The organism is Enterococcus casseliflavus NBRC 100478, assembly GCF_001544095.1.
In the GTDB taxonomy this organism is placed as follows: Bacteria; Bacillota; Bacilli; order Lactobacillales; family Enterococcaceae; genus Enterococcus_D; species Enterococcus_D casseliflavus.
Genome location: NZ_BCPT01000002.1, coordinates 43356 through 65980 on the forward strand (window position 1 = coordinate 43356; position 22625 = coordinate 65980).

Annotated in this window: 23 protein-coding genes; 6 read left to right on the top strand and 17 right to left on the bottom strand. The window is 44.3% G+C overall.

What is annotated here, in order from left to right; genetic code table 11:
• Nucleotides 1-13 precede the first annotated feature (13 nt).
• From ECA1_RS02065 to thiD, 5 genes are all read right to left on the bottom strand, one after another.
• Nucleotides 14-307: a 50S ribosomal protein L23 gene (locus ECA1_RS02065; RefSeq protein WP_005226911.1), complete on the bottom strand. Its 294-nt coding sequence runs from the start codon at nucleotides 305-307 to the stop codon at nucleotides 14-16.
• On the bottom strand, nucleotides 307-930 hold the full coding sequence (rplD, locus tag ECA1_RS02070; protein ID WP_005226910.1) for a 50S ribosomal protein L4: 624 nt from the start codon (nucleotides 928-930) through the stop codon (nucleotides 307-309). Before rplD ends, ECA1_RS02065 begins: the two co-directional genes overlap by 1 nt.
• Before the next feature lie 29 nt (nucleotides 931-959).
• Complete coding sequence (gene rplC, locus ECA1_RS02075) at nucleotides 960-1589, bottom strand: 50S ribosomal protein L3 (protein ID WP_003127967.1); 630 nt, start codon at nucleotides 1587-1589, stop codon at nucleotides 960-962.
• A gap of 22 nt (nucleotides 1590-1611) precedes the next feature.
• Nucleotides 1612-1920 (bottom strand): 30S ribosomal protein S10, encoded by a 309-nt coding sequence (gene rpsJ / locus ECA1_RS02080; RefSeq protein ID WP_003127966.1) that lies wholly within the window; start codon nucleotides 1918-1920, stop codon nucleotides 1612-1614.
• 340 nt (nucleotides 1921-2260) lie between these two features.
• Entirely contained in the window at nucleotides 2261-3091 is an 831-nt protein-coding gene (gene thiD, locus ECA1_RS02085; RefSeq protein WP_060791593.1) for a bifunctional hydroxymethylpyrimidine kinase/phosphomethylpyrimidine kinase, read from the bottom strand.
• A 107-nt stretch (nucleotides 3092-3198) separates the two neighbouring features.
• On the opposite strand from thiD, the gene ECA1_RS02090 reads away from it, so the two are divergent.
• Together ECA1_RS02090 and ECA1_RS02095 are read left to right on the top strand one after the other, a co-directional pair.
• Entirely contained in the window at nucleotides 3199-4644 is a 1446-nt protein-coding gene (locus ECA1_RS02090; RefSeq protein WP_060791594.1) for an aminotransferase-like domain-containing protein, read from the top strand.
• Nucleotides 4628-5353, top strand: a complete 726-nt coding sequence (locus tag ECA1_RS02095; RefSeq protein WP_015508810.1) for a nitroreductase family protein — start codon at nucleotides 4628-4630, stop codon at nucleotides 5351-5353. The genes ECA1_RS02090 and ECA1_RS02095 overlap by 17 nt, the downstream gene beginning before the upstream one ends.
• Before the next feature lie 128 nt (nucleotides 5354-5481).
• On the opposite strand, the gene tuf is transcribed toward ECA1_RS02095, so the two are convergent.
• The 4 genes from tuf to rpsL form a co-directional block, all read right to left on the bottom strand.
• Nucleotides 5482-6669, bottom strand: coding sequence for an elongation factor Tu (gene tuf, locus ECA1_RS02100; protein WP_005226902.1), 1188 nt, complete (start codon nucleotides 6667-6669; stop codon nucleotides 5482-5484).
• 148 nt (nucleotides 6670-6817) lie between these two features.
• Nucleotides 6818-8902, bottom strand: a complete 2085-nt coding sequence (gene fusA / locus ECA1_RS02105; protein WP_060791595.1) for an elongation factor G — start codon at nucleotides 8900-8902, stop codon at nucleotides 6818-6820.
• An 80-nt stretch (nucleotides 8903-8982) separates the two neighbouring features.
• Nucleotides 8983-9453, bottom strand: a complete 471-nt coding sequence (gene rpsG / locus ECA1_RS02110) for a 30S ribosomal protein S7 (protein ID WP_003127957.1) — start codon at nucleotides 9451-9453, stop codon at nucleotides 8983-8985.
• A 70-nt stretch (nucleotides 9454-9523) separates the two neighbouring features.
• Complete coding sequence (gene rpsL, locus ECA1_RS02115; protein ID WP_003127956.1) at nucleotides 9524-9937, bottom strand: 30S ribosomal protein S12; 414 nt, start codon at nucleotides 9935-9937, stop codon at nucleotides 9524-9526.
• A 304-nt stretch (nucleotides 9938-10241) separates the two neighbouring features.
• Here rpsL and rpiA point away from each other — a divergent pair, with 304 nt between their 5' ends.
• The 4 genes from rpiA (at nucleotide 10242) to ECA1_RS02135 (ending at nucleotide 13279) form a co-directional block, all read left to right on the top strand.
• Nucleotides 10242-10916: a ribose-5-phosphate isomerase RpiA gene (rpiA, locus tag ECA1_RS02120; protein WP_060791596.1), complete on the top strand. Its 675-nt coding sequence runs from the start codon at nucleotides 10242-10244 to the stop codon at nucleotides 10914-10916.
• A gap of 150 nt (nucleotides 10917-11066) precedes the next feature.
• On the top strand, nucleotides 11067-11648 hold the full coding sequence (locus tag ECA1_RS02125; RefSeq protein WP_005226873.1) for a recombinase family protein: 582 nt from the start codon (nucleotides 11067-11069) through the stop codon (nucleotides 11646-11648).
• Nucleotides 11649-11842: 194 nt separating this feature from the next.
• Nucleotides 11843-12529: a 2,3-diphosphoglycerate-dependent phosphoglycerate mutase gene (gpmA, locus tag ECA1_RS02130; protein WP_005226871.1), complete on the top strand. Its 687-nt coding sequence runs from the start codon at nucleotides 11843-11845 to the stop codon at nucleotides 12527-12529.
• A 102-nt stretch (nucleotides 12530-12631) separates the two neighbouring features.
• On the top strand, nucleotides 12632-13279 hold the full coding sequence (locus tag ECA1_RS02135) for an SGNH/GDSL hydrolase family protein (protein ID WP_060791597.1): 648 nt from the start codon (nucleotides 12632-12634) through the stop codon (nucleotides 13277-13279).
• Between the two features lie 52 nt (nucleotides 13280-13331).
• Here ECA1_RS02135 and ECA1_RS02140 read toward each other — a convergent pair whose 3' ends face one another.
• The 8 genes from ECA1_RS02140 to ECA1_RS02175 form a co-directional block, all read right to left on the bottom strand.
• On the bottom strand, nucleotides 13332-14519 hold the full coding sequence (locus tag ECA1_RS02140; RefSeq protein ID WP_010748609.1) for an iron-containing alcohol dehydrogenase: 1188 nt from the start codon (nucleotides 14517-14519) through the stop codon (nucleotides 13332-13334).
• A gap of 198 nt (nucleotides 14520-14717) precedes the next feature.
• Nucleotides 14718-15422 carry a purine-nucleoside phosphorylase gene (gene deoD, locus ECA1_RS02145; protein ID WP_005226852.1) on the bottom strand — a complete coding sequence of 235 codons (705 nt, stop codon included), beginning with the start codon at nucleotides 15420-15422 and terminating at the stop codon, nucleotides 14718-14720.
• A gap of 25 nt (nucleotides 15423-15447) precedes the next feature.
• Nucleotides 15448-16266, bottom strand: a complete 819-nt coding sequence (locus ECA1_RS02150; protein WP_005226849.1) for a purine-nucleoside phosphorylase — start codon at nucleotides 16264-16266, stop codon at nucleotides 15448-15450.
• Nucleotides 16267-16276: 10 nt separating this feature from the next.
• Complete coding sequence (gene deoB, locus ECA1_RS02155; protein WP_060791598.1) at nucleotides 16277-17443, bottom strand: phosphopentomutase; 1167 nt, start codon at nucleotides 17441-17443, stop codon at nucleotides 16277-16279.
• 194 nt (nucleotides 17444-17637) lie between these two features.
• Nucleotides 17638-18591, bottom strand: a complete 954-nt coding sequence (locus tag ECA1_RS02160; RefSeq protein WP_005232556.1) for an ABC transporter permease — start codon at nucleotides 18589-18591, stop codon at nucleotides 17638-17640.
• Nucleotides 18591-19742, bottom strand: a complete 1152-nt coding sequence (locus ECA1_RS02165) for an ABC transporter permease (protein ID WP_282956819.1) — start codon at nucleotides 19740-19742, stop codon at nucleotides 18591-18593. Before ECA1_RS02165 ends, ECA1_RS02160 begins: the two co-directional genes overlap by 1 nt.
• Nucleotides 19735-21276, bottom strand: coding sequence for an ABC transporter ATP-binding protein (locus ECA1_RS02170; protein WP_369907731.1), 1542 nt, complete (start codon nucleotides 21274-21276; stop codon nucleotides 19735-19737). Before ECA1_RS02170 ends, ECA1_RS02165 begins: the two co-directional genes overlap by 8 nt.
• 206 nt (nucleotides 21277-21482) lie before the next feature.
• Complete coding sequence (locus tag ECA1_RS02175) at nucleotides 21483-22601, bottom strand: BMP family lipoprotein (protein WP_015508805.1); 1119 nt, start codon at nucleotides 22599-22601, stop codon at nucleotides 21483-21485.
• Nucleotides 22602-22625 lie beyond the last annotated feature (24 nt).

The following is a 22625-nucleotide window of genomic DNA, read 5'->3' on the forward strand; positions in this document are numbered from 1 at the left end:
ATGCGTGAGTTGCTTATTCAGCAGCTTCGAAAATTTGGATTTCTTTAGAATCTTCAGTTAAAGTCACAACAGCTTTGCGACGTTTTTTTGTATATCCTGCATATTTACCCATGCGTTTGAATTTTGGACGAACGTTGATGATGTTCACGTTTGCCACTTTCACTCCGTCAAAGGCAGCTTCTACAGCTTGTTTTACTAAAGTTTTGTTAGCTTTTGTGTCCACTTCAAAAGTGTATTTCTTGTCATCCATGGCAAGCATTGATTTTTCAGTGATCACTGGGCGTTTAATAACGTCTAGTAAGTTCATTATGCAAGCACCTCCTCGATCTGAGTAAGAGCAGTTTGTGTCACTAACATTTTGTCGTTAGAAACGATGTCTAAAACACTAATGTTATCAGCAGTAACTACAGAAACTTTTGGCAAGTTGCGCGCAGATAAAGCGGCAAAGTCGTTTTCAGATTCTAAAACTACCAATACTTTAGAGTCAATTGTCAAGTTAGCTAAAACTTGTTTGAATTCTTTTGTTTTTGGAGCATCAAAGCTTAATCCTTCTACTGCTACCAAGTTATTTGAAGCAACTTTTTCTGACAATACAGATTTCATTGCTAAGCGACGAACTTTTTTAGGAAGTTTGTAGCTGTATGAACGTGGTGTTGGTCCGAAGACTACGCCACCTCCACGCCATTGTGGTGAACGGATTGAACCTTGACGGGCACGTCCAGTTCCTTTTTGGCGCCATGGTTTACGGCCACCGCCACGAACGGCACTGCGGTTTTTCACAGCGTGTGTTCCTTGTCTTAATGAAGCGCGTTGCATGATGATTGCATCATAGACAACTGATTCATTTGGTTCGATTCCGAAGATTTCTTCGTTCAATGTAATTTCGCCATTTTGGCTTCCATCTTGTTTGAATAATGCTACATTCGGCATTCCTTAGTTCCTCCTTTCTTCCTATCTACTTATTTAGCTTTCACAGCTGATTTGATTGTAATCAATGATTTTTTCGCGCCAGGTACATTACCTTTGATCAAGATAACGTTGCGTTCTGCGTCCACGCGTACGATTTCCAAGTTTTGGATCGTGATGCGATTTCCGCCCATACGTCCAGCAAGACGTTTGTTTTTGAATACACGGTTAGGTGCAACTGGACCCATTGATCCAGGACGACGGTGGTAACGAGAACCGTGAGCCATTGGTCCGCGGCTTTGTCCGTGACGTTTGATAACGCCTTGGAATCCTTTACCTTTCGAAGTGCCGGTTACATCGATGATGTCTCCTGCTTCAAAAATATCAACTTTGATTTCTGATCCTACTTCTAAGCCCTCTAGCTCTACATTCTTGAATTCGCGAATGAAGCGCTTAGGAGCCGTGTTTGCTTTTGCAACATGACCTTTCGCAGGTTTGTTAGACAAAACTTCACGCATATCTTGGTAGCCGACTTGAATTGCTTCGTAGCCGTCATTTTCGATTGTTTTCACTTGTAGCACTACGTTTGGTGTAGCTTCTACTACAGTTACTGGAATCAATTCGCCAGATTCAGTGAAGATTTGAGTCATTCCCACTTTTTTCCCTAAGATTCCTTTGGTCATGATTACACCTCCATCTTAATTATTATAGTTTGATTTCGATATTAACACCGCTTGGCAAGTCTAGCTTCATTAAAGCATCAACAGTTTTTGGTGTTGGATTCACAATGTCGATTAGACGTTTGTGTGTACGCATTTCGAATTGTTCGCGTGAATCTTTGTATTTGTGCGTCGCACGGATGATCGTGTACAAGCTGCGTTCAGTTGGTAATGGAATTGGACCAGATACGCCAGCTCCAGTTCTCTTTGCAGTTTCTACGATTTTATCCGCTGATTGATCTAAAATACGATGTTCATACGCTTTTAAACGGATACGAATTTTTTGTTTTGCCATTGTTTTCCCTCCTTCGCCTATTTTGAAAAGTAGACATAGCTCCACGAAAATTTTCCGTCACGCTCGTCCATGGCAAAGCGTCCGGGCGTGTCGCAACCTCTCGTTTCGTAGCCGGCAGAAAATTTCTTTGCTGCCAGTGTGACTTACGTATTTACGTAAACAGCACCTTTATGATTATATTACGGATAAACATTGATTGCAAGCTTTTTTTATGGAAAAACCGGGATTCTTTTGCATTTCTTTCAGAAAATTTTCTTTTGTTTTCGAAACACAAAAAAAGAAGCGTTGCCCGCTTCTTTTAAGTGCTTCTTCAATTCCTATTTATATAGAAGAAAACCTGCTATTGCGGCGCTTCTTCCTTCATACGGTCTTGGGCTTGGGTATAGGCACCGTGCCACACATGACCCACATAAGGATTGATGACCACGCCTTCTTTGATTGCTGCTGTGACAAAAGCTTTTGCTAAGCGAATACTTTCCACGACGGGTTTGCCTTTTGCAAGACCAGCAGCGATCGCTGCTGAAAAGGTGCAGCCTGCTCCGTGATTAAAATCGGTAGCGATTTTGTCACTTTCCAACAGGAGGAAGGATTCTCCATCATAAACAAGGTCGATGGCTTTTGCTCCTGGCAAGCGATGACCGCCTTTGATCACGACGTATTTAGCACCTAATTGATGGATTTTTTCAGCAGCTTGCTTCATGGCTTCCACACTAGTCAAATCACCCAAACCTGAAAGAATCCCCGCTTCTACTAAATTAGGGGTGACAACATCTGCTAAAGGCAACAAATGCGTGATGATGGCATCGACACTTTTTGGCTGTAAGATTTCTGCAGTCCCTTTGCAAGCAATGACGGGATCGATCACCACATTTTTAACTTGCTGTTTTTGAATCATCTTCGCTGCTTGCACAATATTGTCTTCATTGCCTAACATCCCCGTTTTAAGGGCATCCATCGGATCACCTGCAAAGGCGGAGATCAATTGCTTTTCGACAAGCGCTGTTTCCATTGCCGTTACTTCATGGCTCCAACCTGCTTGTGGATCCATCGTGACGATCGAAGCGATCGTGGCAAAACCAAAGACACCATACTCCTGAAACGTTTTTAAATCTGCTTCGATACCGGCACCTCCGGTTGAATCAGACCCGGCAATTGATATTACTTTTTCCATCTTCCTCATCTCCTTGTGCTTTTTGCTAAGTATAGTCAATCTTCCCCTTGACGAAAAGAGCCATTTGGCTTATTTTTAAACCATCCAATTGAAAAAGGTGGTGCAGGATGGCTTCATCAAGTATCGACAAACAGAAGAAACAACCGATTTACCAGCAGATCGTGACTCATTTTATCGAAGAGATCCAAGCGGGAATCTATGGACCTGGGGATCGTTTGCCACCAGAGCGCAGCCTCGCCCAGACTTTTGGCGTCAATCGTTCCACCGTCGTCAAAGCGTTAGATGAATTGAAAAGCTTAGGATGGATCGAACGAAAACAAGGCAGCGGCTCTCGTGTGTTGGAAGGTCGTTGGGGGAACCGCCAAACGCCACTTTCTTATTTGCGCTCGTCTTTAAGCAGCCCTTATCTGCAGCAAGACCCTTACGTTCAACAGATTCAGCATTTGCGCACCGAGAAGGATGTGCTGGATCTGTACACAGGTGATCTACCTGCCGATCTGATCCCCGATTTCACGTTTCCTGCCTTTACCTGGGAAGAGATTCGCAAGGAAAGCACCAAAGTATTACCGACGGGTTATGAACCTTTGCAAGAAATCTTATTGCAGCACCTTGCTGATTCCTTCAATTTGCCCACCAACGGACAAAAACTAGTGATCACTGCTGGATCGACACAAGGAATCACCTTGCTAATGCAAGTCTTATTGCATGCGGGGGATTGTATCGCGACAGAGGACCCTTCTTTCTTGTTCTCTCTCCCCTTGTTTTCCACGATGAATGTCCAGCTGATCGGGATCAAGCAAGATAGCGAAGGGATGCGGCCTGCGGCATTGGAAAAAGTGTTGAAGGAAAAGAAGATCAAATTCGTCTATCTGAATCCCACCTTCCAAAATCCAACGGGTCATACTATGAGTGACCATCGGCGCCAAGCGATCATCCGCCTTTGCCAGACCTACCAAGTACCGATCATAGAAGACGATGTTTTTAGCGAGTTGGCTTTTGATAAAGTACCACCCAAGCTAAAATCCATGGCTCCCGAAACCGTCATTTATTTAGGCTCGCTTTCCAAATTACTAGGATCATCCATCAAAATCGGCTGGCTTTTGGTGCCAGAAGCGTTAGCCGACCAATTTGCCCAAGCGAAAAAACGGATGGCGATCGATACCACGATCTTCCCGCAAGTCCTTGCCACCATCGCCTTACGCTCCTCTGATTACCACCAGCAGCAGCGGACACTGCTTGCAGAAATGGCCCAGCGTCAGCAAGACTTACTCCAACTCTTGCAGGCATTTCAGGAGGATTGGCAATGGCAGCCGACGAAAGGTGGCCTTTACCTGTGGTTGACTTGGCGTCACCGCACATTGACTCGCAAAGATTGGTCACTCTTTTTGGCGAACCATTGCTTAGTAGCACCTGCGTTTCTTTTCAGTAACGATACGAATGGCTTGCGTTTGAACTATACCCGCTTAGCCAAAGATGATTTACCGCGATTTCAAGAACGATTCACAAAAATCACCCAACAGTTAAAGGAGCAAACCTATGAACGAAACCATTGAGCTTTTGCACAATCACCGCACTTACCGACAATTTGACCCTGACTACCGCTTGAGCCAAGAGCAAGTAACCGCGATTTTGACTGCGGCTCGTCAAGCACCTAGCTGGATGAACGGGCAAGCCTATTCGATCTTAGTGATCGACGACCCACAGATCCGCCAACAAATGGTCGAATGGAATCCTGGCAATCCTCATATCGCAGCAAGTTCACTCTTTCTGCTATTCTTAGCTGATTTAAACCGAACCAAAAAAGTTGCTGACGAAAAACAGACCCCCTATCCAATCGATGAGGGCTATCAGCCATTATTGATCGCCACCACTGATGCCAGCATCGCTTTGCAATCTGGTGCGATCGCTGCTGAATCACTAGGCTTAGGCACCGTCATTTCCGGCAGTGTCCGCAAAGACAGCGCAAAAATCGCTGAATTGTTGCACTTACCAGAATACGTCTATCCTGTGGCTGGCTTGAGCATCGGTAAACCAATCGTAGAAATGAAGGTCAAACCTCGCTTGCCAGAAGAAGCGGTCATTCATTACAACCATTATCAGGACTATTCTTATGAGGCGATCGAAGCGTACGATCAAACGATGACTGCTTTTGGAGAAGCCCGCGAGACCAAACCATGGTCAGAAAAATTCGCTGGCTTTTACAGCAATCGTCCTGACCAAGGATTTGACGCCTTCTTGAAGAAGCAAAATCTAATAAAATAAAAAGCACCGCTCTCTTTAGCTTCGATGAACCGTAACGGATTCATCCACGCTAAAGAGAGCGGCTTTTTTTCTACAAGAGTCAAAAAAAGAGCAAAAGCGCGTACGCTTTTGCTCCTCGATCAATCAAATTAAGCTTGGATTGAAGTTACAACGCCTGAACCAACAGTACGTCCGCCTTCACGAATTGAGAAACGAGTTCCGTCTTCGATAGCGATTGGGTGGATCAATTCAACGTCGATTGTTACGTTATCACCAGGCATAACCATTTCAGTTCCTTCTGGTAATTCAACAACACCAGTTACGTCAGTTGTACGGAAGTAGAACTGAGGACGGTAGTTAGTGAAGAATGGTGTGTGACGTCCACCTTCTTCTTTTGTTAAAACGTAAACTTCAGCTTTAAATTTTGTATGAGGTGTGATTGTACCAGCTTTAGCCAATACTTGTCCACGTTGGATGTCTTCACGAGCAACACCACGTAGCAATGCACCAATGTTATCCCCTGCTTCAGCATAGTCTAACAATTTACGGAACATTTCAACACCAGTTACAGTTGTTTTAGCAGTTTCTTCAGCAATACCAACGATTTCAACTTCGTCACCAACGCGAACTTGTCCACGTTCAACACGGCCTGTAGCAACAGTACCACGTCCAGTGATTGAGAATACGTCTTCGACTGGCATCATGAATGGTTTGTCAGTGTCACGTTCTGGAGTTGGAACGTATTCGTCAACTGCAGCCATTAATTCCATGATTTTTTCTTCGTATGAAGCATCGCCTTCAAGAGCTTTCAAAGCAGAACCAGCGATTACAGGAACATCGTCGCCTGGGAAGTCATATTCTGACAATAAGTCACGAACTTCCATTTCAACTAATTCTAGTAATTCTTCGTCATCAACCATATCCATTTTGTTTAAGAAAACAACGATGTATGGTACACCAACGTTACGTGATAACAAGATGTGTTCACGTGTTTGAGGCATAGGACCATCAGCAGCAGATACTACTAAGATCGCGCCGTCCATTTGAGCAGCACCAGTGATCATGTTTTTAACGTAGTCCGCGTGTCCTGGGCAGTCAACGTGAGCATAGTGACGTGCTTCAGTTTCGTACTCAACGTGAGCAGTTGAGATAGTGATTCCGCGTTCGCGTTCTTCTGGAGCGCCATCGATTTGGTCGTAAGCTGAAGCTTGAGCCAAACCTTTTTTAGATAATACAGTTGTGATAGCAGCTGTAAGTGTAGTTTTACCATGGTCAACGTGTCCGATCGTACCAATGTTTACGTGGGGTTTAGAACGGTCAAATTTTTCTTTTGCCATTTTAAAATGTTCCTCCTAAAAATGCAGTTTATTTTTTATATTTGATAGGTAGGGAGCCGCAGCTCCCCATCCCTTATCATCGATAATATTGTACACGAAACTCAGAAAAAAATATAGCTTTTTACTTAATTTCCTATACTTCCATCAATTATTCAGCTTTGCCGCCGTTTTTCTTGATGATTTCTTCTTGAACAGATTTAGGTACATCTTCATAGTGATCAAATGTCATCATGAACGTACCGCGACCTTGTGTTGATGAACGAAGTGTTGTTGCGTAACCGAACATTTCAGCTAATGGCACGATTGCGTTCACGATTTGTGAGTTACCGTGTGCTTCCATTCCTTCTACGCGTCCACGACGAGCAGTTACGTGACCCATAACATCACCTAAGTAATCTTCTGGTACAGTGATAACTACTTTCATCATTGGTTCAAGAATTACTGGGTTTGCTTTCTTCGCTGCAGCACGTAAAGCCATAGAAGCTGCAACACGGAAGGCAGTTTCACTTGAATCGACATCATGGTATGAACCATCATAAAGTTTTGCTTTGATGTCTACTAATGGGTAACCGGCTAAGACACCGTTCGCCATTGATTCTTCAAGTCCTTTTTCAACTGCTGGGATGTATTCACGAGGAACCACACCACCGACAATCGCGTTTTCGAATTCGAAGCCTTTACCTTCTTCGTTTGGTGTAAATTCGACCCATACGTGACCGTATTGACCTTTACCACCAGACTGACGTACAAATTTACCTTCCGCTTGTGTTGCTGCACGGAATGTTTCACGATAAGAAACTTGAGGCGCACCTACGTTTGCTTCAACTTTAAATTCGCGACGCATACGGTCAACTAAGACGTCCAAGTGAAGTTCTCCCATACCAGCGATAACAGTTTCGCCTGTTTCAGCGTTTGTTTCCACACGGAATGATGGATCTTCTTCAGCAAGTTTTTGTAAAGCAACCCCCATTTTATCTTGGTCAGCTTTTGATTTAGGCTCAACAGCGACTTCGATAACTGGTTCTGGGAATTCGATTGATTCAAGGATTACTGGTGATTTTTCATCACATAGTGTATCCCCAGTTGTTGTGTCTTTCAAACCAACAGCAGCGGCGATATCGCCTGAGTATACTGTTTGGATTTCAGCACGAGTGTTGGCGTGCATTTGTAGGATACGACCGATACGTTCGCGTTTGCCTTTTGAAGCATTCAATACGTATGATCCAGAGTTCAAGATACCTGAATACACACGGAAGAATGTCAAACGACCTACGAATGGGTCAGTCATTACTTTAAATGCTAATGAAGCAAATGGTGCTTCATCGTCAGCCGGACGATCAGTTTCTTCGTCTGTTTTAGGATTGATCCCTTTAATCGCAGGAACATCAAGTGGTGAAGGCAAGTAGTCGATGACTGCATCCAACATCAATTGAACCCCTTTGTTTTTAAAGGCAGATCCGCAAAGAACAGGGAAAAAGTCAACAGTCAATGTTGCTTGACGAATACCAGCTTTCAATTCTTCTTCAGTGATTTCTTCACCTTCCAAGAATTTCATCATTAGTTCTTCATCAGTATCAGCAACAGCTTCAATTAATTTTTCGCGCCATTCTTCAGCTAATTCTACGTATTCTTCAGGAATTTCAGTCTCTTGGATTTCAGTTCCTAAGTCATTTGTGTAGATTTCAGCTTTCATTTTTACTAAGTCGATAATACCAGTAAAGTCATCTTCCGCACCAATTGGTAATTGGATTGGGTGAGCATTTGCTTGTAAACGATCATGTAAAGTTGATACAGAGTATAAGAAGTCTGCACCAATTTTGTCCATTTTGTTACAGAATACAACACGCGGTACGCGGTAATCTGTCGCTTGACGCCAAACTGTTTCTGTTTGAGGTTCTACACCTGATTGTGAGTCCAACACAGTTACAGCACCATCAAGTACACGCAATGAACGTTGCACTTCGATTGTGAAGTCCACGTGTCCTGGTGTGTCGATGATATTTACGCGGTTTTCTTTCCATTGCGCAGTTGTCGCAGCAGAAGTGATTGTGATCCCACGTTCTTGTTCTTGTTCCATCCAGTCCATTTGAGAAGCACCTTCATGTGTTTCACCAATTTTATGGATTTTACCTGTGTAATAAAGGATACGTTCAGTTGTCGTTGTTTTACCAGCGTCAACGTGGGCCATGATCCCGATATTACGAGTTTTTTCTAGCGAAAATTCTCTTGCCATTCTAGGTTGTTCCCCTCTCATTCTTACTTAACTTAAGCTAAGGTTGTCTCAGTACCTTCCAATAAAAAGCAGTGAGGATCTTACCAACGATAGTGAGCAAATGCGCGGTTGGCTTCCGCCATTTTGTGTGTGTCTTCGCGTTTTTTCACAGAAGCACCAGTGTTGTTTGCTGCATCCATGATTTCTTTTGCAAGACGTTCTTCCATTGTGTGTTCGCCACGCAAACGAGCGTAGTTTACCACCCAACGAAGACCTAGAGTTGTACGACGTTCAGGACGTACTTCTACTGGTACTTGGTAGTTAGAACCACCGACACGGCGAGCTTTAACTTCCAATACAGGCATAATGTTTTTCATTGCTTGTTCGAAAACTTCCAATGGATCATTTCCTGTAGATTCTTTGATAATGCCAAAAGCATTGTAGATAATATTTGCAGCAACACCGCGTTTACCATCAACCATTACACGGTTGATCAAACGAGTTACTAATTTTGAGTTATAAATAGGATCTGGTAAAACATCACGTTTTGCAACAGGACCTTTACGAGGCATCCGTAACTCCTCCTTCCGAGATATCAGTTCTGATTTAAATAAGATTCATTTGATCTGTTTGTCTTAAAGATTAAGCTTTAGGACGTTTTGTACCATATTTAGAACGAGATTGTTTACGATCGTTAACACCGGCAGTATCCAATGCACCACGAACGATATGGTAACGTACCCCTGGTAAGTCTTTTACACGTCCACCACGTAACAAGACCACGCTGTGTTCTTGTAAGTTGTGTCCGATACCTGGAATATAAGCTGTCACTTCAATCAAGTTTGACAAACGAACACGCGCATATTTACGTAGAGCTGAGTTCGGTTTTTTCGGTGTCATAGTTCCCACACGAGTAGCTACCCCACGCTTTTGAGGTGAGTTAACATTCGTTTGAGCTTTCTTGAAACTGTTATATCCTTTGTTCAATGCTGGTGAATTTGATTTTTCAACCTTGGATTTACGAGGTTTACGTACTAATTGATTAATTGTAGGCATCCCTAGTTGTCCTCCTTCCTTGATTCGCTTTATAGTCCCACACATCCAGGTGGTTCTTTTTTTGCGATAAAAAATAATGCATTCTCTGCATTCATATCAACTATGCTTTGATAGACAGTCAGCACGTCTCCAACGAGAGACCTGTAGATAAAGCACCTTTGATAGAATATCATGCTTATTCTTACCTGTCAAGTATCCTCCTAAGCTTTTTTCAAAAGAAATCTGTTACGAAAAAATCCGCAAATTTTGCGCTTCTTCCTATATAATAGAGACAAAGCATTTATTTAAAAAAGGCGGGAAGAAAATGAACCTAAAAGAAATGGTCGGCATTGAAGCGGCTAGTTATGTAAAAGATGGCATGGTCGTTGGCTTGGGCACTGGCTCAACAGCCTACTACATGATTGAAGAACTGGGTCGACGTGTAAAAGAAGAAGGTCTATCAATCACGGGTGTCCCAACTTCTTGGGCATCGAAAAAACAAGCAGAAGGATTAGGTATCCCGATTCGCACCATCGATGAAGTGGACGCTGTGGATCTTACGATCGACGGTGCAGATGAGATCAGCCAGGATTATCATGGCATCAAAGGCGGCGGTGCAGCCCTTTTATTCGAAAAGATCGTGGCGTCTAACTCCAAGAAAGTCTTGTGGATCGTTGATGCATCGAAAATGGTCGAAACACTTGGTGCCTTCCCGTTGCCAGTGGAAGTGATCCCTTATGGCAGCCAACAGCTGCTGCGTCTGTTCGAGAAGAAAAACTACCATCCAAAACTGCGTCTGAATGAAGAAGGCGAACCGTTAAAAACCGATTGCAGCAATTACATCATCGATCTTCATTTAGAAACGATCACCGCTCCTACTGAGTTGGCACAGGAATTAGATGCTACAGTGGGCGTGGTTGAACACGGTCTGTTTTTGGATATGGTCCATACGATCATTGTCGGATTGCCTGAAGGCCCGAGTACCAAGCACGTTAGATAAAGGAAACAAAAAAGAGGAGCGATAATGCTTCTCTTTTTTTCGTTTTTTTTCTTCAATCGACTTAATTTTTATTATTTTTTGTGCAAATTACCCTATCATTTAAGAAATAATTATGATACATTCAATAAAAAGGGAAAGGTAGGAGGGTTTATGAAAATCATAGGCTATGCTCGTTCAACGATCACCGACAACTCAACAAGTGAACAATTAAACAAGCTCGAAGAATTTGGGTGTCATGAATTTTTCCATGAGACATTTAGCGTGGAAGAAAGTGAAGAAAATCATTCATTGGAGTCAGTGGTGGCACAAATGCAGCCCGGCGACACCTTAGTCGTTACGGAACTGCATCGTTTAGGGAAAACCACCAGACAGCTGACCGATCTCACTGATCTATTAAAACAGCGAGAGCTTCATCTGGTTTCACTGGCAGAACAAATCGATACCCGCGGTCCGATGGGACAGGTTTACTTCAATTTAATGGAAGGACTTGCGATCATGGAACGCTCACTCATCAAAGAGCGCACGCTGGTCGGCTTAAATAAAGCCCGCAAAAAAGGCAAAATTGGCGGTCGTCCAAAAATCGATCCGAAAACGATTAAAAAAATCCGTCAATTGTACTACGAGAAAAAAGAAACGATTCAATATATTTCTGAAAAATGCGGTGTTTCTGTAGGTACATGCTATAAATACATAAAATTATCCGAAGAAGAATGGAACAAGTTACGTTCATAGTTGTCGACTCCCCCTAGAACAGCATGAAACAAAAGCGGTCCTCTTTTTAATGATCCCCTTTTGTTTTTCCTTAAGAATGGCGTTTTCCCCCAGCTTTTCCTCCAAAACCATGGAAATTCTTTGAGAAAGAGTGTACAATAAATACGGAATTGAAAATTTCAGAAAAATATCGAATATCTAAAGGAGAGTTTTACATGCCAAAATTAGTATTTTCTCGTCATGGACTAAGCGAATGGAACAAATTAAACCAGTTTACCGGTTGGGCTGATGTTGATCTAGCGCCAGAAGGTGTCGAAGAAGCAATCGAAGGCGGACGTAAAATCAAAGAAGCAGGCATCGAATTTGACGTTGCTTACACATCTGTTTTAACTCGTGCCATCAAAACTTGTAATTACATTTTAGAATATTCTGATCAACTTTGGGTACCAACGATCAAATCATGGCGCTTAAACGAACGTCATTACGGTAAATTACAAGGTTTAAATAAAAAAGAAACTGCTGAAAAATACGGTGACGAACAAGTACACATCTGGCGTCGTTCTTACGATGTTTTACCTCCATTGATGGAAGCTTCAGATGAAGGTTCTGCTGCAAACGACCGTCGTTATGCAATGCTTGACCCTCGCGACGTACCTGGTGGAGAAAACTTAAAAGTTACTTTAGAACGTGCATTGCCTTTCTGGCAAGATGAAATCGCCCCAGCATTAAAAGACGACAAAACTGTCTTAGTTGCGGCTCACGGAAACTCTCTACGTGCATTAGCAAAACATATCGAAGGTATTTCTGACGAAGATATCATGGATCTTGAGATCCCAACTGGTCAACCACTTGTTTATGAATTGAACGATGATTTGACTGTTGCGAAAAAATACTACTTATAAGCCTCGCTTATCGCTGCCCTTTTTTAAAAAAAGGGCAGTTTTTTTATTGGCATTTCCTCCCCCCTCTTTTATAATTGAGGGCGTACTCGAAAGGAGCTTATTATGAAACTAGTCAAAAATGATACCGTTTTATTTTTAGGTGACAGCATCACAGATTGCGATCGTGATCGCCAAGATCCCCACGATTTAGGACATGGGTTTGCCCGTCTCGTTGCCGATCAGCTGGCAGAGAAATTCCCCACTGCGGACTTTACCTTTTATAACCGCGGGATCGGCGGCAATAAAGCTGCCGATGTCTTAGCCCGTCTCCAAGAAGATTGCCTCCAATTAGCGCCTGACGTCTTGGTCTTTATGATTGGGATCAACGACACGTGGCACAATGCCGGTGGTCCCGATTTTGGTTCAGAAGCTGCGGCAACGTCCTTTGAGGCAACCTACCGTCAAATTCTGGAACAAGTGACCCAACAGGGGATCACGCGTATTTTCTTGCTGGAACCTTTTGTTTTGCCATATCCTGAAGATCGCCAAACTTGGCGGATCGATCTTGATCCGAAAATCCAAATCGTTCGTCGCTTAGCTGCCGCCTTTCATTGTCAGTTGCTGCCGCTGGATGGCTTGTTTGCCGAAGCAGCCGTCGCTAGCTCCCCACAGGCTCTGACAGGCGATGACGGGGTGCACCCCACTCCTGCAGGACACGCCTTGATTGCGAATCAGCTAATGGCCCGTTTGGCTTTTTCTTCTGAAGGGTAAATAAACAGACCGCTCCGCGACAACCAAGTTGCAGGAACGGTCTTTTTTATGATTAAAGATAAGTTGAAGGAGTCAAGGAATCTTGGTAGATTGCAATCACGTCTTCTTCTTGCAGCGGTACATACGCATTTGTTGCAATAGAGCTGAATTGAACTGCTTGAGCCGCCATTTCAGCAAAATGGGTGTCATCGGCGATCCCTACTTCTGGCAAAGTCATCGGAATATCGCAAGAAGCAAAAAAATCATACAGTTTTTGAATCCCCATTCGGGCAGCTAATTCTGGCACTGCTTCTTGGACACCAAAGACTTCTCTAGCAAACCGCGCAAATTTCGGCGCCGTTTCTTCATTCAACACATGAAGCATCCAGCGTGGGGTCAGGATCGCTAAGCCGATGCCATGGGTAATGTCATAAAACGCACTCAACTCATGCTCCATCGCATGACAAGACCAAGCACCACCCTTGCCACTTCCAGTCAAACCATTTAAGGCTAAGGTGCTCGCCCACATCAAATTCGCCCGTGCATCATAGTCTGTGGGGTCATTTAATGCGATGGGCAGATTTTTAATGACTGCTTTTAGCAATCCTTCTGCTACACCGTCTTGGACATCTGTTCCTTCTGTTTTACTGAAATAATTTTCAATCAGATGGCTCATGATATCCGCTGAACCGGCAGCCGTTTGATAGCGACTGACACTAAAGGTCGTTGTTGGATCTAAAAAAGATACTTTCGGTAAAAATTCGGGTCCGTGAACACCAAGTTTTTGTTTCGTTTCTAGATTAGAGATCACCGCGCCGCGATTCATTTCACTGCCAGTAGCCGCAAGGGTCAAGATCGTTACTAATGGAATCGCTGGTCCTTGATAGCTTCTGGAAAGAACTAAGTCCCAAGGCTCTTGCTCACTGCAAGCCGCCCCAGCGATCACTTTGCTGCAATCAATTACAGAACCGCCGCCAACAGCTAAAATGACGTCGATCTTTTCTGAACGACAAAGAGCGGCTCCTTGACGAACGGTTTCGATTCGTGGATTTGGATCGACACCAGTCAATTCAGTGACTTGATTGCCGTTGGCAGTCAATTGCGCCATGACTGCATCGTACAAACCGTTTTTCTTGATACTGCCGCCACCATAGACTAGCAAGACGTTTTTTCCAAATGTATTCAGTACCTCTGGCAGCTCGTTCAGACGGTCTTTCCCAAAACGAATGTCCGTCGTTACATGAAACGTAAAATTATTCATTGTCTCGTCTCCTTTTTACACCTTTTCTTTTCATTAAACCATTTTCTGGCAAAAGTGCAACGCTTCTTCGTGGCTTTTTGCCAACAAAAAAAGATAACACATTCTCGGTTGCATGCAAACCAATACGATTTGGCTGCTTGCTCTATCAAAAGCAAGCAGCCTTCGCATCGTTCATGCACCGATCCTGCGGTATCTTTTTTACGCGATCGCTGTTTCTAAGCCAACTTTGATCATGTCGTTAAATGTCGTTTGTCTTTCTTCTGGCGTTGTTTCTTCTCCAGTGATGATGTGGTCGCTGACGGTACAGATCGCTAAAGTTTGAACGTGGAATTTCGCCCCTAAATAGTATAAGGCTGCGGCTTCCATCTCAACACCCATCACCCCAAGGTCTGCCAACTGTAACGTTTCCGTCATGTCATCTTTGTAGAAGGTATCTTCAGATAAGATATTGCCGACGTGGGTCGTAAATCCTGATTCAATCGCTGTATCATAGGCTTTACGCAACAGTGCAAAGTCAGCGATTGGTGGGAAATGGAAACTTTGGAAGTTTTTTGCTACCATCGATGAACTTGTTGCTGCCGCTTGGGCAATCACAAGATCACGCACGTGGACATCTTTTGAGATGGCACCACACGTACCGACCCGAATCAATTTCTTCACGCCGTAAGAGTTGATCAATTCATGGGCATAGATACTCGCTGAAGGCATGCCCATGCCGGTTCCTTGGACAGAGACCCGCTCACCCTTATAAACGCCTGTATAGCCCAACATTCCCCGAACGTTGTTGTAACAGATCGGGTCTTCTAAAAATGTTTCAGCAATATATTTTGCCCGCAGTGGATCACCTGGTAACAAGATTTTGTCTGCGATCTCGCCTGCTTTTGCTTCGATATGAACGCTCATTCGTTTTTCTCCTTTGGTCTGCTTTTTATAGTACTGCTAACGTTTCTTTGATCAACGCTTTAAATTCTGCCTTGACCCGTTCCGTCGTTTCCACGACTTCTTCATGATTCAAGCTCGCTTGCATACCAGCAGCCAAGTTTGTGATACAAGAAACTCCTAAGACTTTCAAGCCACTGTGAACAGCAACGATCACTTCCGGGACAGTCGACATACCGACAGCATCGGCGCCGATCGTCCGAGCAAAGCGGATCTCTGCTGGCGTTTCATACGTAGGACCTGAGAAGCCCATATAGACGCCTTCTTTTAAGTGCAATCCTTTTGATGCACCAACTTTTTGTGCCGCTTCCCGATAAGGCAAATGGTAGGCTTGGCTCATATCTGGGAAACGTGGACCCATTTCTTCTTCGTTTTCACCAATCAGTGGGTTGTCCCCCATAAAGTTGATTTGATCGGTGATCAACATCAAGTCTCCCGGCTGGAAGCTTTCGTTTACGCCGCCACAGGCATTGGTCACGACTAAAGAGTGAGCTTTCAATGCCGCCATCACACGGACGGGGTAAGTAACCGTCTGCATCGAATGGCCTTCATAATAATGGAATCGTCCTTGCATCGCTAAGACTTTTTTCCCAGCTAATGTTCCATAGACCAATTGTCCTGCATGACCAACCACTGTCGAAACAGGAAAATGCGGAATATCGTTGTAAGGCAACACGATTGGGTTTTCGATCTCATCGGCTAATTCACCTAAGCCAGATCCTAAAATCAACCCAAATTCCACTTCACCGACGCCGCTTTCTTGAATAAATGCCGTTGTTTCTTGTAATTTCTCATGTAACGTTGTCATTTCATCACCTCTAGTTTAAATGTTGTAAAAAGCTTGTTCCGTTTTCTGTAGCTGAAACACCAAAGTTTTCAGCGATCGTTGCGGAAATATCCGCATAGTAGCCTTGTGGCAATTTGCCTTGGCCTTGGAATTTCTTGCTGTACGCTAATAATGGCACATATTCTCTCGTGTGATCCGTTCCCGTAAAGGTTGGGTCATTGCCGTGGTCAGCTGTGATCAACAACAGATCCTCGTCTCCCATTGCTTCTAAAAGTTCTGGAATACGCAAATCAAAATCTTCAATGGCATGAGCATACCCTACAACATCGCGACGGTGACCATAAAGCGCATCGAAGTCGACCAAGTTCGTAAAGCTTAGACCCATAAAGTCTTGTTTCATCACCTTCAGTAACTGATCCACACCGTCCATATTGCTCTTCGTCCGTACAGAATCGGTGATTCCTTGTCCGTTGAAGATATCATTGATCTTCCCAACGGCGATCACGTCTTTTCCAGCTTCTTTCAAGGAATCTAATACTGTATGGCCAAATGGATCGAGTGCGTAGTCATGACGATTGCTCGTACGAGTAAAGTTTCCAGGCTCACCGACATACGGACGCGCGATGATGCGGCCGATCATATATGGCTCATCTTTCGTGATGTCCCGAACGTACTGACAAATACGATACAATTCTTCTAATGGAATGATTTCCTCATGCGCAGCGATCTGCAACACTGGATCAGCCGAGGTGTAAACGATCAGATCGCCTGTCTTCATTTGATGTTCGCCGAAGTCATCAATGACTGCTGTCCCTGAATACGGCGCATTGCAGACGATTTTACGTCCAGAGAACGCTTCGATCTGTTGCAACAATTCATCGGGAAACCCATCGGGAAATACGCGGAAAGGTTTTTGGATATTCAAGCCCATGATCTCCCAGTGCCCCGTCATCGTATCTTTCCCAACGGAAACTTCTTCCAATTTGGTTGCATACCCATCATGGTCAGCTACCGCCTTCACGCCTTCTAAAGGACGGATCGTCCCTAGGCCTAATTGTTCCAAGTGAGGGATCGTCAAGCCTGCTTCTTTTGCAATATGGCCTAACGTATCTGAACCGACATCACCAAAAGCTGCCGCATCAGGTGCTTCACCAATTCCGACTGAATCCATCACGATCAAGTGTACACGTTTAAACATTCTATTCCCTACTTTCTTTATTTTATGCTTTTACAAGCGGATCTACTACCTCTATCATACTAAACTTAAGCAAAAATTGCGCTGGGTTGCTTTGGAAATTTCCTGATGCGTTCCTTTCACCCAGAGGATAGAAAAAGGGCAGGACACAGCAACACATTCATGTCCCATAGCCCCACCCTTTCATACTGAAAAAATTATTTAGATTTAATGTAGTTCTTCCCGTTAGCTTTCGGACCAGCGGCTTTTCCAAGGAAAAGAACGAGCACGATGATCGTCAAAGCATAAGGCGCAGCTTGTAAGTAAACCGCTGGAATGGAAGAGATGATTGGCAGTTGGCCACCTACGATACTGATGTTTTGCGCAAAACCGAAGAAAATCGCAGCTCCCATTGCACCAAGTGGATTCCATTTACCAAAGATCATCGCAGCCATCGAGATAAATCCTTGACCGGCGATCGTTGTCACGGCAAAGCGACCCGCGATCGATTGAGCAAACAAGGCACCGCCCATCCCGCCAAGGAAACCAGAGATCAAGACACCTGAGTAGCGCATCACGTAAACATTGATCCCTAAGGTATCCGCTGCTTGTGGATGCTCACCGACAGAACGAAGACGCAACCCAAAGCGTGTTTTGAAAATCACGAACCACGCGATCACTGAGATCAAAATAGCGAAGTACGCCGGTAAGAATGTTTGATTAAAGAAAATCGGGCCAATGATAGGAATATCTTTAAGAATCGGGAAATTGAAATACCCCAATGTCCGTTGGATGTTATCCGTTTGCCCTTTGTTGTAGATCGCTTTGACTAAGAACACAGCCAAAGCTGGTGCCATCAAGTTCATCACCGTACCACTGATGATGTGGTCGGCACGGAAGTTGATGGTTGCCACCGCATGCAGCAAGGAGAAAACCACACCGACAAGTCCGCCGACGAGCATCCCTAACCATGGTGTCCACGCTCCAAATTGTGACGCAAATTCAATATTGAAAACAATCGAGCTAAAAGCACCCATAACCATGATTCCTTCAAGACCCACGTTAACGATCCCGCTGCGCTCTGAGAACACGCCACCTAGCGCCGTCAAAATCAGAGGAGACGCATAAATCAATGTTTGAGTGACGATCGAAGAAATTAAACTAATATCCATTAGATGGTTCCTCCTTCCTGATCTTGATCGTTTGGTTGGGCTTCAATCTCCTGTACGACCAGCGCTTCTTTTTTGCCGTCAAAGATTTTTGCCAACAAGAAACGAATCACAAAGCTGATCGCTACGAAGAAAATAATAATTGCGATATTGACATCGACTAATTCAGATGGAATACCTGCAAACTGCATGCCTTGTCCACCTAATTTCAAAATACTGAACAAGAGGGCTGAAAGCAAGATTCCGATCGATGAGCCGCTTCCTAACAAGGATACAGCCATACCGTCAAACCCGATGCTCAATGATGACCCTTGAACGAAGAAGTTTTCAAACGTTCCTAGTCCTTGAACGACTCCACCTAATCCAGCAAGCGTTCCAGAGATGATCATGGAGACAATGATCGTCCGTTTGCTGCTCATCCCCGCATATTCAGAAGCGCTTGGGTTCAAGCCCACCGCGCGAATCTCATAACCAAGAGTGGTTTTTTTCATCAAGAACCAAACCAAAACTAAGAAGATCAAGGCTAAGAAGATCCCTAAGTTCAAGCGAGAGTTGCTCGTGATGCTTGCTAGAAACGGCGTCTGCATGGAGGCATTTTCCCCCACCATTTTTGTGACCCCTTTTGTCGTGATCATGGATTCGCTCATCACATTATTGACTAAATGGTTCCCCGTATAAAGCAAGATATAGTTCATCATGATCGTCACGATGACTTCACTTGTTCCAAAGAATGCCCGTAGGAAACCAGGAATCGCAGCTGCGATCGCCCCGCATAAAGCCCCTACGATCACGGCTAATGGCAAGACCACCAACCGAGGCGCATCTGGCATCGCTAGTGCGACCCAGATACTGGCAACCCAACCTGCTAGCGCTTGACCAGAAAGACCGATATTGAAGAATCCGGCTGAGTTTGCAACGGCAAACCCCAGAGCGGTAAAGATCAATGGTCCTGCTGTAACAAAAATCTCACCAATGTTGCGGGCATTTAACCCACCTGTTTGTCCGTTGATAAAAACGGTCCGAAACATTTGTGTATACCCTGTGATCGGGCTGTAGCCGAAGGCCGCCATGATGATCCCGCCAAGGACGAATCCTAACAAGACAGCGATGATCGGCACTAATATATTGCGGATCTTTTCTTTGCGGTTATTCAACCGAACCACCTACTTCCTCCATTTGCAGCTCTCGTCTTGCTTCCTCCAAGGAGTACCCTGCCATCAACAAGCCAAGCTCTTTCTCTGATGTTTCTTTCGGATCAACGACCCCAACGATCTCACCAGCATGAATAACAGCAATGCGGTCTGATACATTCAAAATTTCATCTAATTCAAAGCTGACTAACAATACCGCTTTGAACTTATCCCGCTGTTCAATCAAGCGTTTGTGGATAAATTCGATCGCTCCAACATCCAACCCACGGGTCGGATTGGCAACGATCAATAGATCAGGATCGCGGCTGATTTCTCGTGCGATGATCGCTTTTTGTTGATTCCCGCCGGACAATGCCCGTGCTGGTACGATCTCGTTGACTGTTCGTACGTCAAATTCTTGAATCAAGTCACGAGCAAACTCGTTGATCTCTCCGTAATCCAAGACACCTGCATTACTCAAAGGTTTTTTGTAGTAGGTTTGCAAGGCGATGTTTTCTGATAACATCATATCCAAGACAAGCCCGTATTTATGGCGGTCTTCTGGCACATGACCAACGCCGGCTTCGGTGACTTTCCGAGGCTTGAAGTTAGTGATGTCATCACCATTCAGCAAGACCTTGCCGCTTTCGACTTTCCGTAAACCAGTGATGGCTTGTAACAGCTCTGATTGCCCATTGCCATCGATCCCAGCAATCCCCAATACTTCACCTGCACGTACTTCTAAGCTTAAGTTTTTTACTGCTTCTAAGCCACGGTTTTCTTTTACAACTAAGTTTTCAACAGAAAGCACGACTTCTTTTGGTGACGCTTCTTTCTTCGGTGTCTTGAAGGACACAGAACGACCAACCATCATATCGGCCAACTGTTGTGAGCTGACGTCTTTGACATTGACAGTGCCGATCCCTTGTCCCCGACGGATAACTGTACAACGGTCTGCCACCGCTTTGATCTCATCCAGTTTGTGGGTGATCAAGATGATTGATTTGCCTTCACGCACCAATCCGCGCATGATCTCGATCAGCTCTTCGATTTCTTGCGGTGTCAAAACTGCCGTTGGTTCATCAAAAATCAATACATCTGCGCCGCGGTAAAGAGTCTTCAAGATCTCTACCCGTTGTTCCATCCCGACAGAGATGTCACGCACATAAGCATCTGGATCAACCGATAAACCATATTGTTCAGAAACTTTTTTGATTTCTTTGCGGGCTTTCTTGCGATCTAACACACCGAGATGATGGGGTTCGCTCCCCAAAATGATATTTTCTGTTACAGTAAAGGCGTCTACCAGCATGAAATGCTGATGCACCATCCCGATCCCCAATTTGTTTGCTGCGGTCGGACTCGTGATATTCACTTTTTCACCATTCATCCAGATTTCACCAGATGTTGGTTCCAATAATCCTGACAGCATATTCATCAAGGTCGACTTGCCCGCTCCATTTTCACCAAGCAATGCGTGGATTTCTCCTGGCCTTACTTGCAAGTTGACATCGTCATTGGCTTTGAACGTTCCAAACTCTTTGGTGATATGACGCATTTCTACAACATATTTTTCCTCAGCCAAATTACTCACATCCTTACTTTCTAATTCGCTTATACAAACCATTCGTCATGTCAAAAAAATAATTGCTATTGCTTAGGATGATTACTATCCTCATGAAAACCCGTAGCTTTCATCAACATAGTAATCCAACAACGATCATCTTGCCCTAAACTAGGGCAAGATAACCGAAAAGAACAACTTTATTTTTCAGGTGTTTCTGGTACTTCTACTTTGCCGTCGATCACGTCTTGTTTCGCTGTTTCGATCGCTGCTTTGGCATCATCTGAAAGGAACCCTTCAGTAATGTCTACACCGCCATCTTTCAAGCCGTAAACAATGTGTTCGCCGCCAGGGAAGTTGTCTTCTAACGCACGAGTTGAGATATCTTGTACCGCTGCGCCAACACCTTTCAATGTTGAAGCCAATGTGAAGTTATCTTCTTTGCCGTCAGCAGTTGTGTATTTCCCTTCGTCTTGTTGATCGCTATCCACACCGATGACCCAAACTTTTTTGTCTTCTAGGTCTGCTTCGTTCAATTGTTCATTGATTGCTTTTGCTTCTTGGAAGACACCTGCACCAGTACCACCAGATGCGTGGAAGATTACGTCAACGCCACTTTGGTACATTGAAGCTGCCAATGCTTTCCCTTTAGCAGGATCACCAAATGATGCTGCATATTGAGGATCAACCGTGATTTCTTTGCCTAATTTTTCAGCTGCGTCTTGAACGCCCTTCATGAAACCAGCTTCGAAACGGTCGATAACGACGCCTTCTTCACCACCGATGAAGCCGACTTTGTTTGTTTTGGTTGTATACGCTGCGGCAAAACCAGCTAAGTAAGCTGCTTCGTTATCTTTAAATGTTGCTGAAACAACGTTGTCTTTGCCTTCGATCACATCATCGATGATCCCGAATTGTGTATCAGGGTTTTGGTCAGCTGCTGCTGCGATTGAATCTTTCAATAAGTAACCTACACCGAAAACTGTTTTGAAACCATTTTGAACGGCACCATTTACGTTGGTTGTGTATTCTGAAGCTTCATTTGATTGCACGTAGTCATAACCACCAGCACCGCGAGCGATCCCGTGTTCCTCACCCCATGCTTCTAAGCCTTCCCACGCTGATTGGTTGAATGAACGGTCATCCACCCCACCGATATCGGTAACGATTGCGACACTATGCGCTGCATCAGTCGTACCGTCTGCAGAACCTCCGCCAGTTGAATCAGTTGAACCTGAATTTCCTCCGCCACAAGCACCAAGTAAAGTCAACCCAGCTACTGCAACAATACCTAAACTAAATAATTTTGCTTTTTTCATTGCTGTAAAGCCCCCTAAAAATAT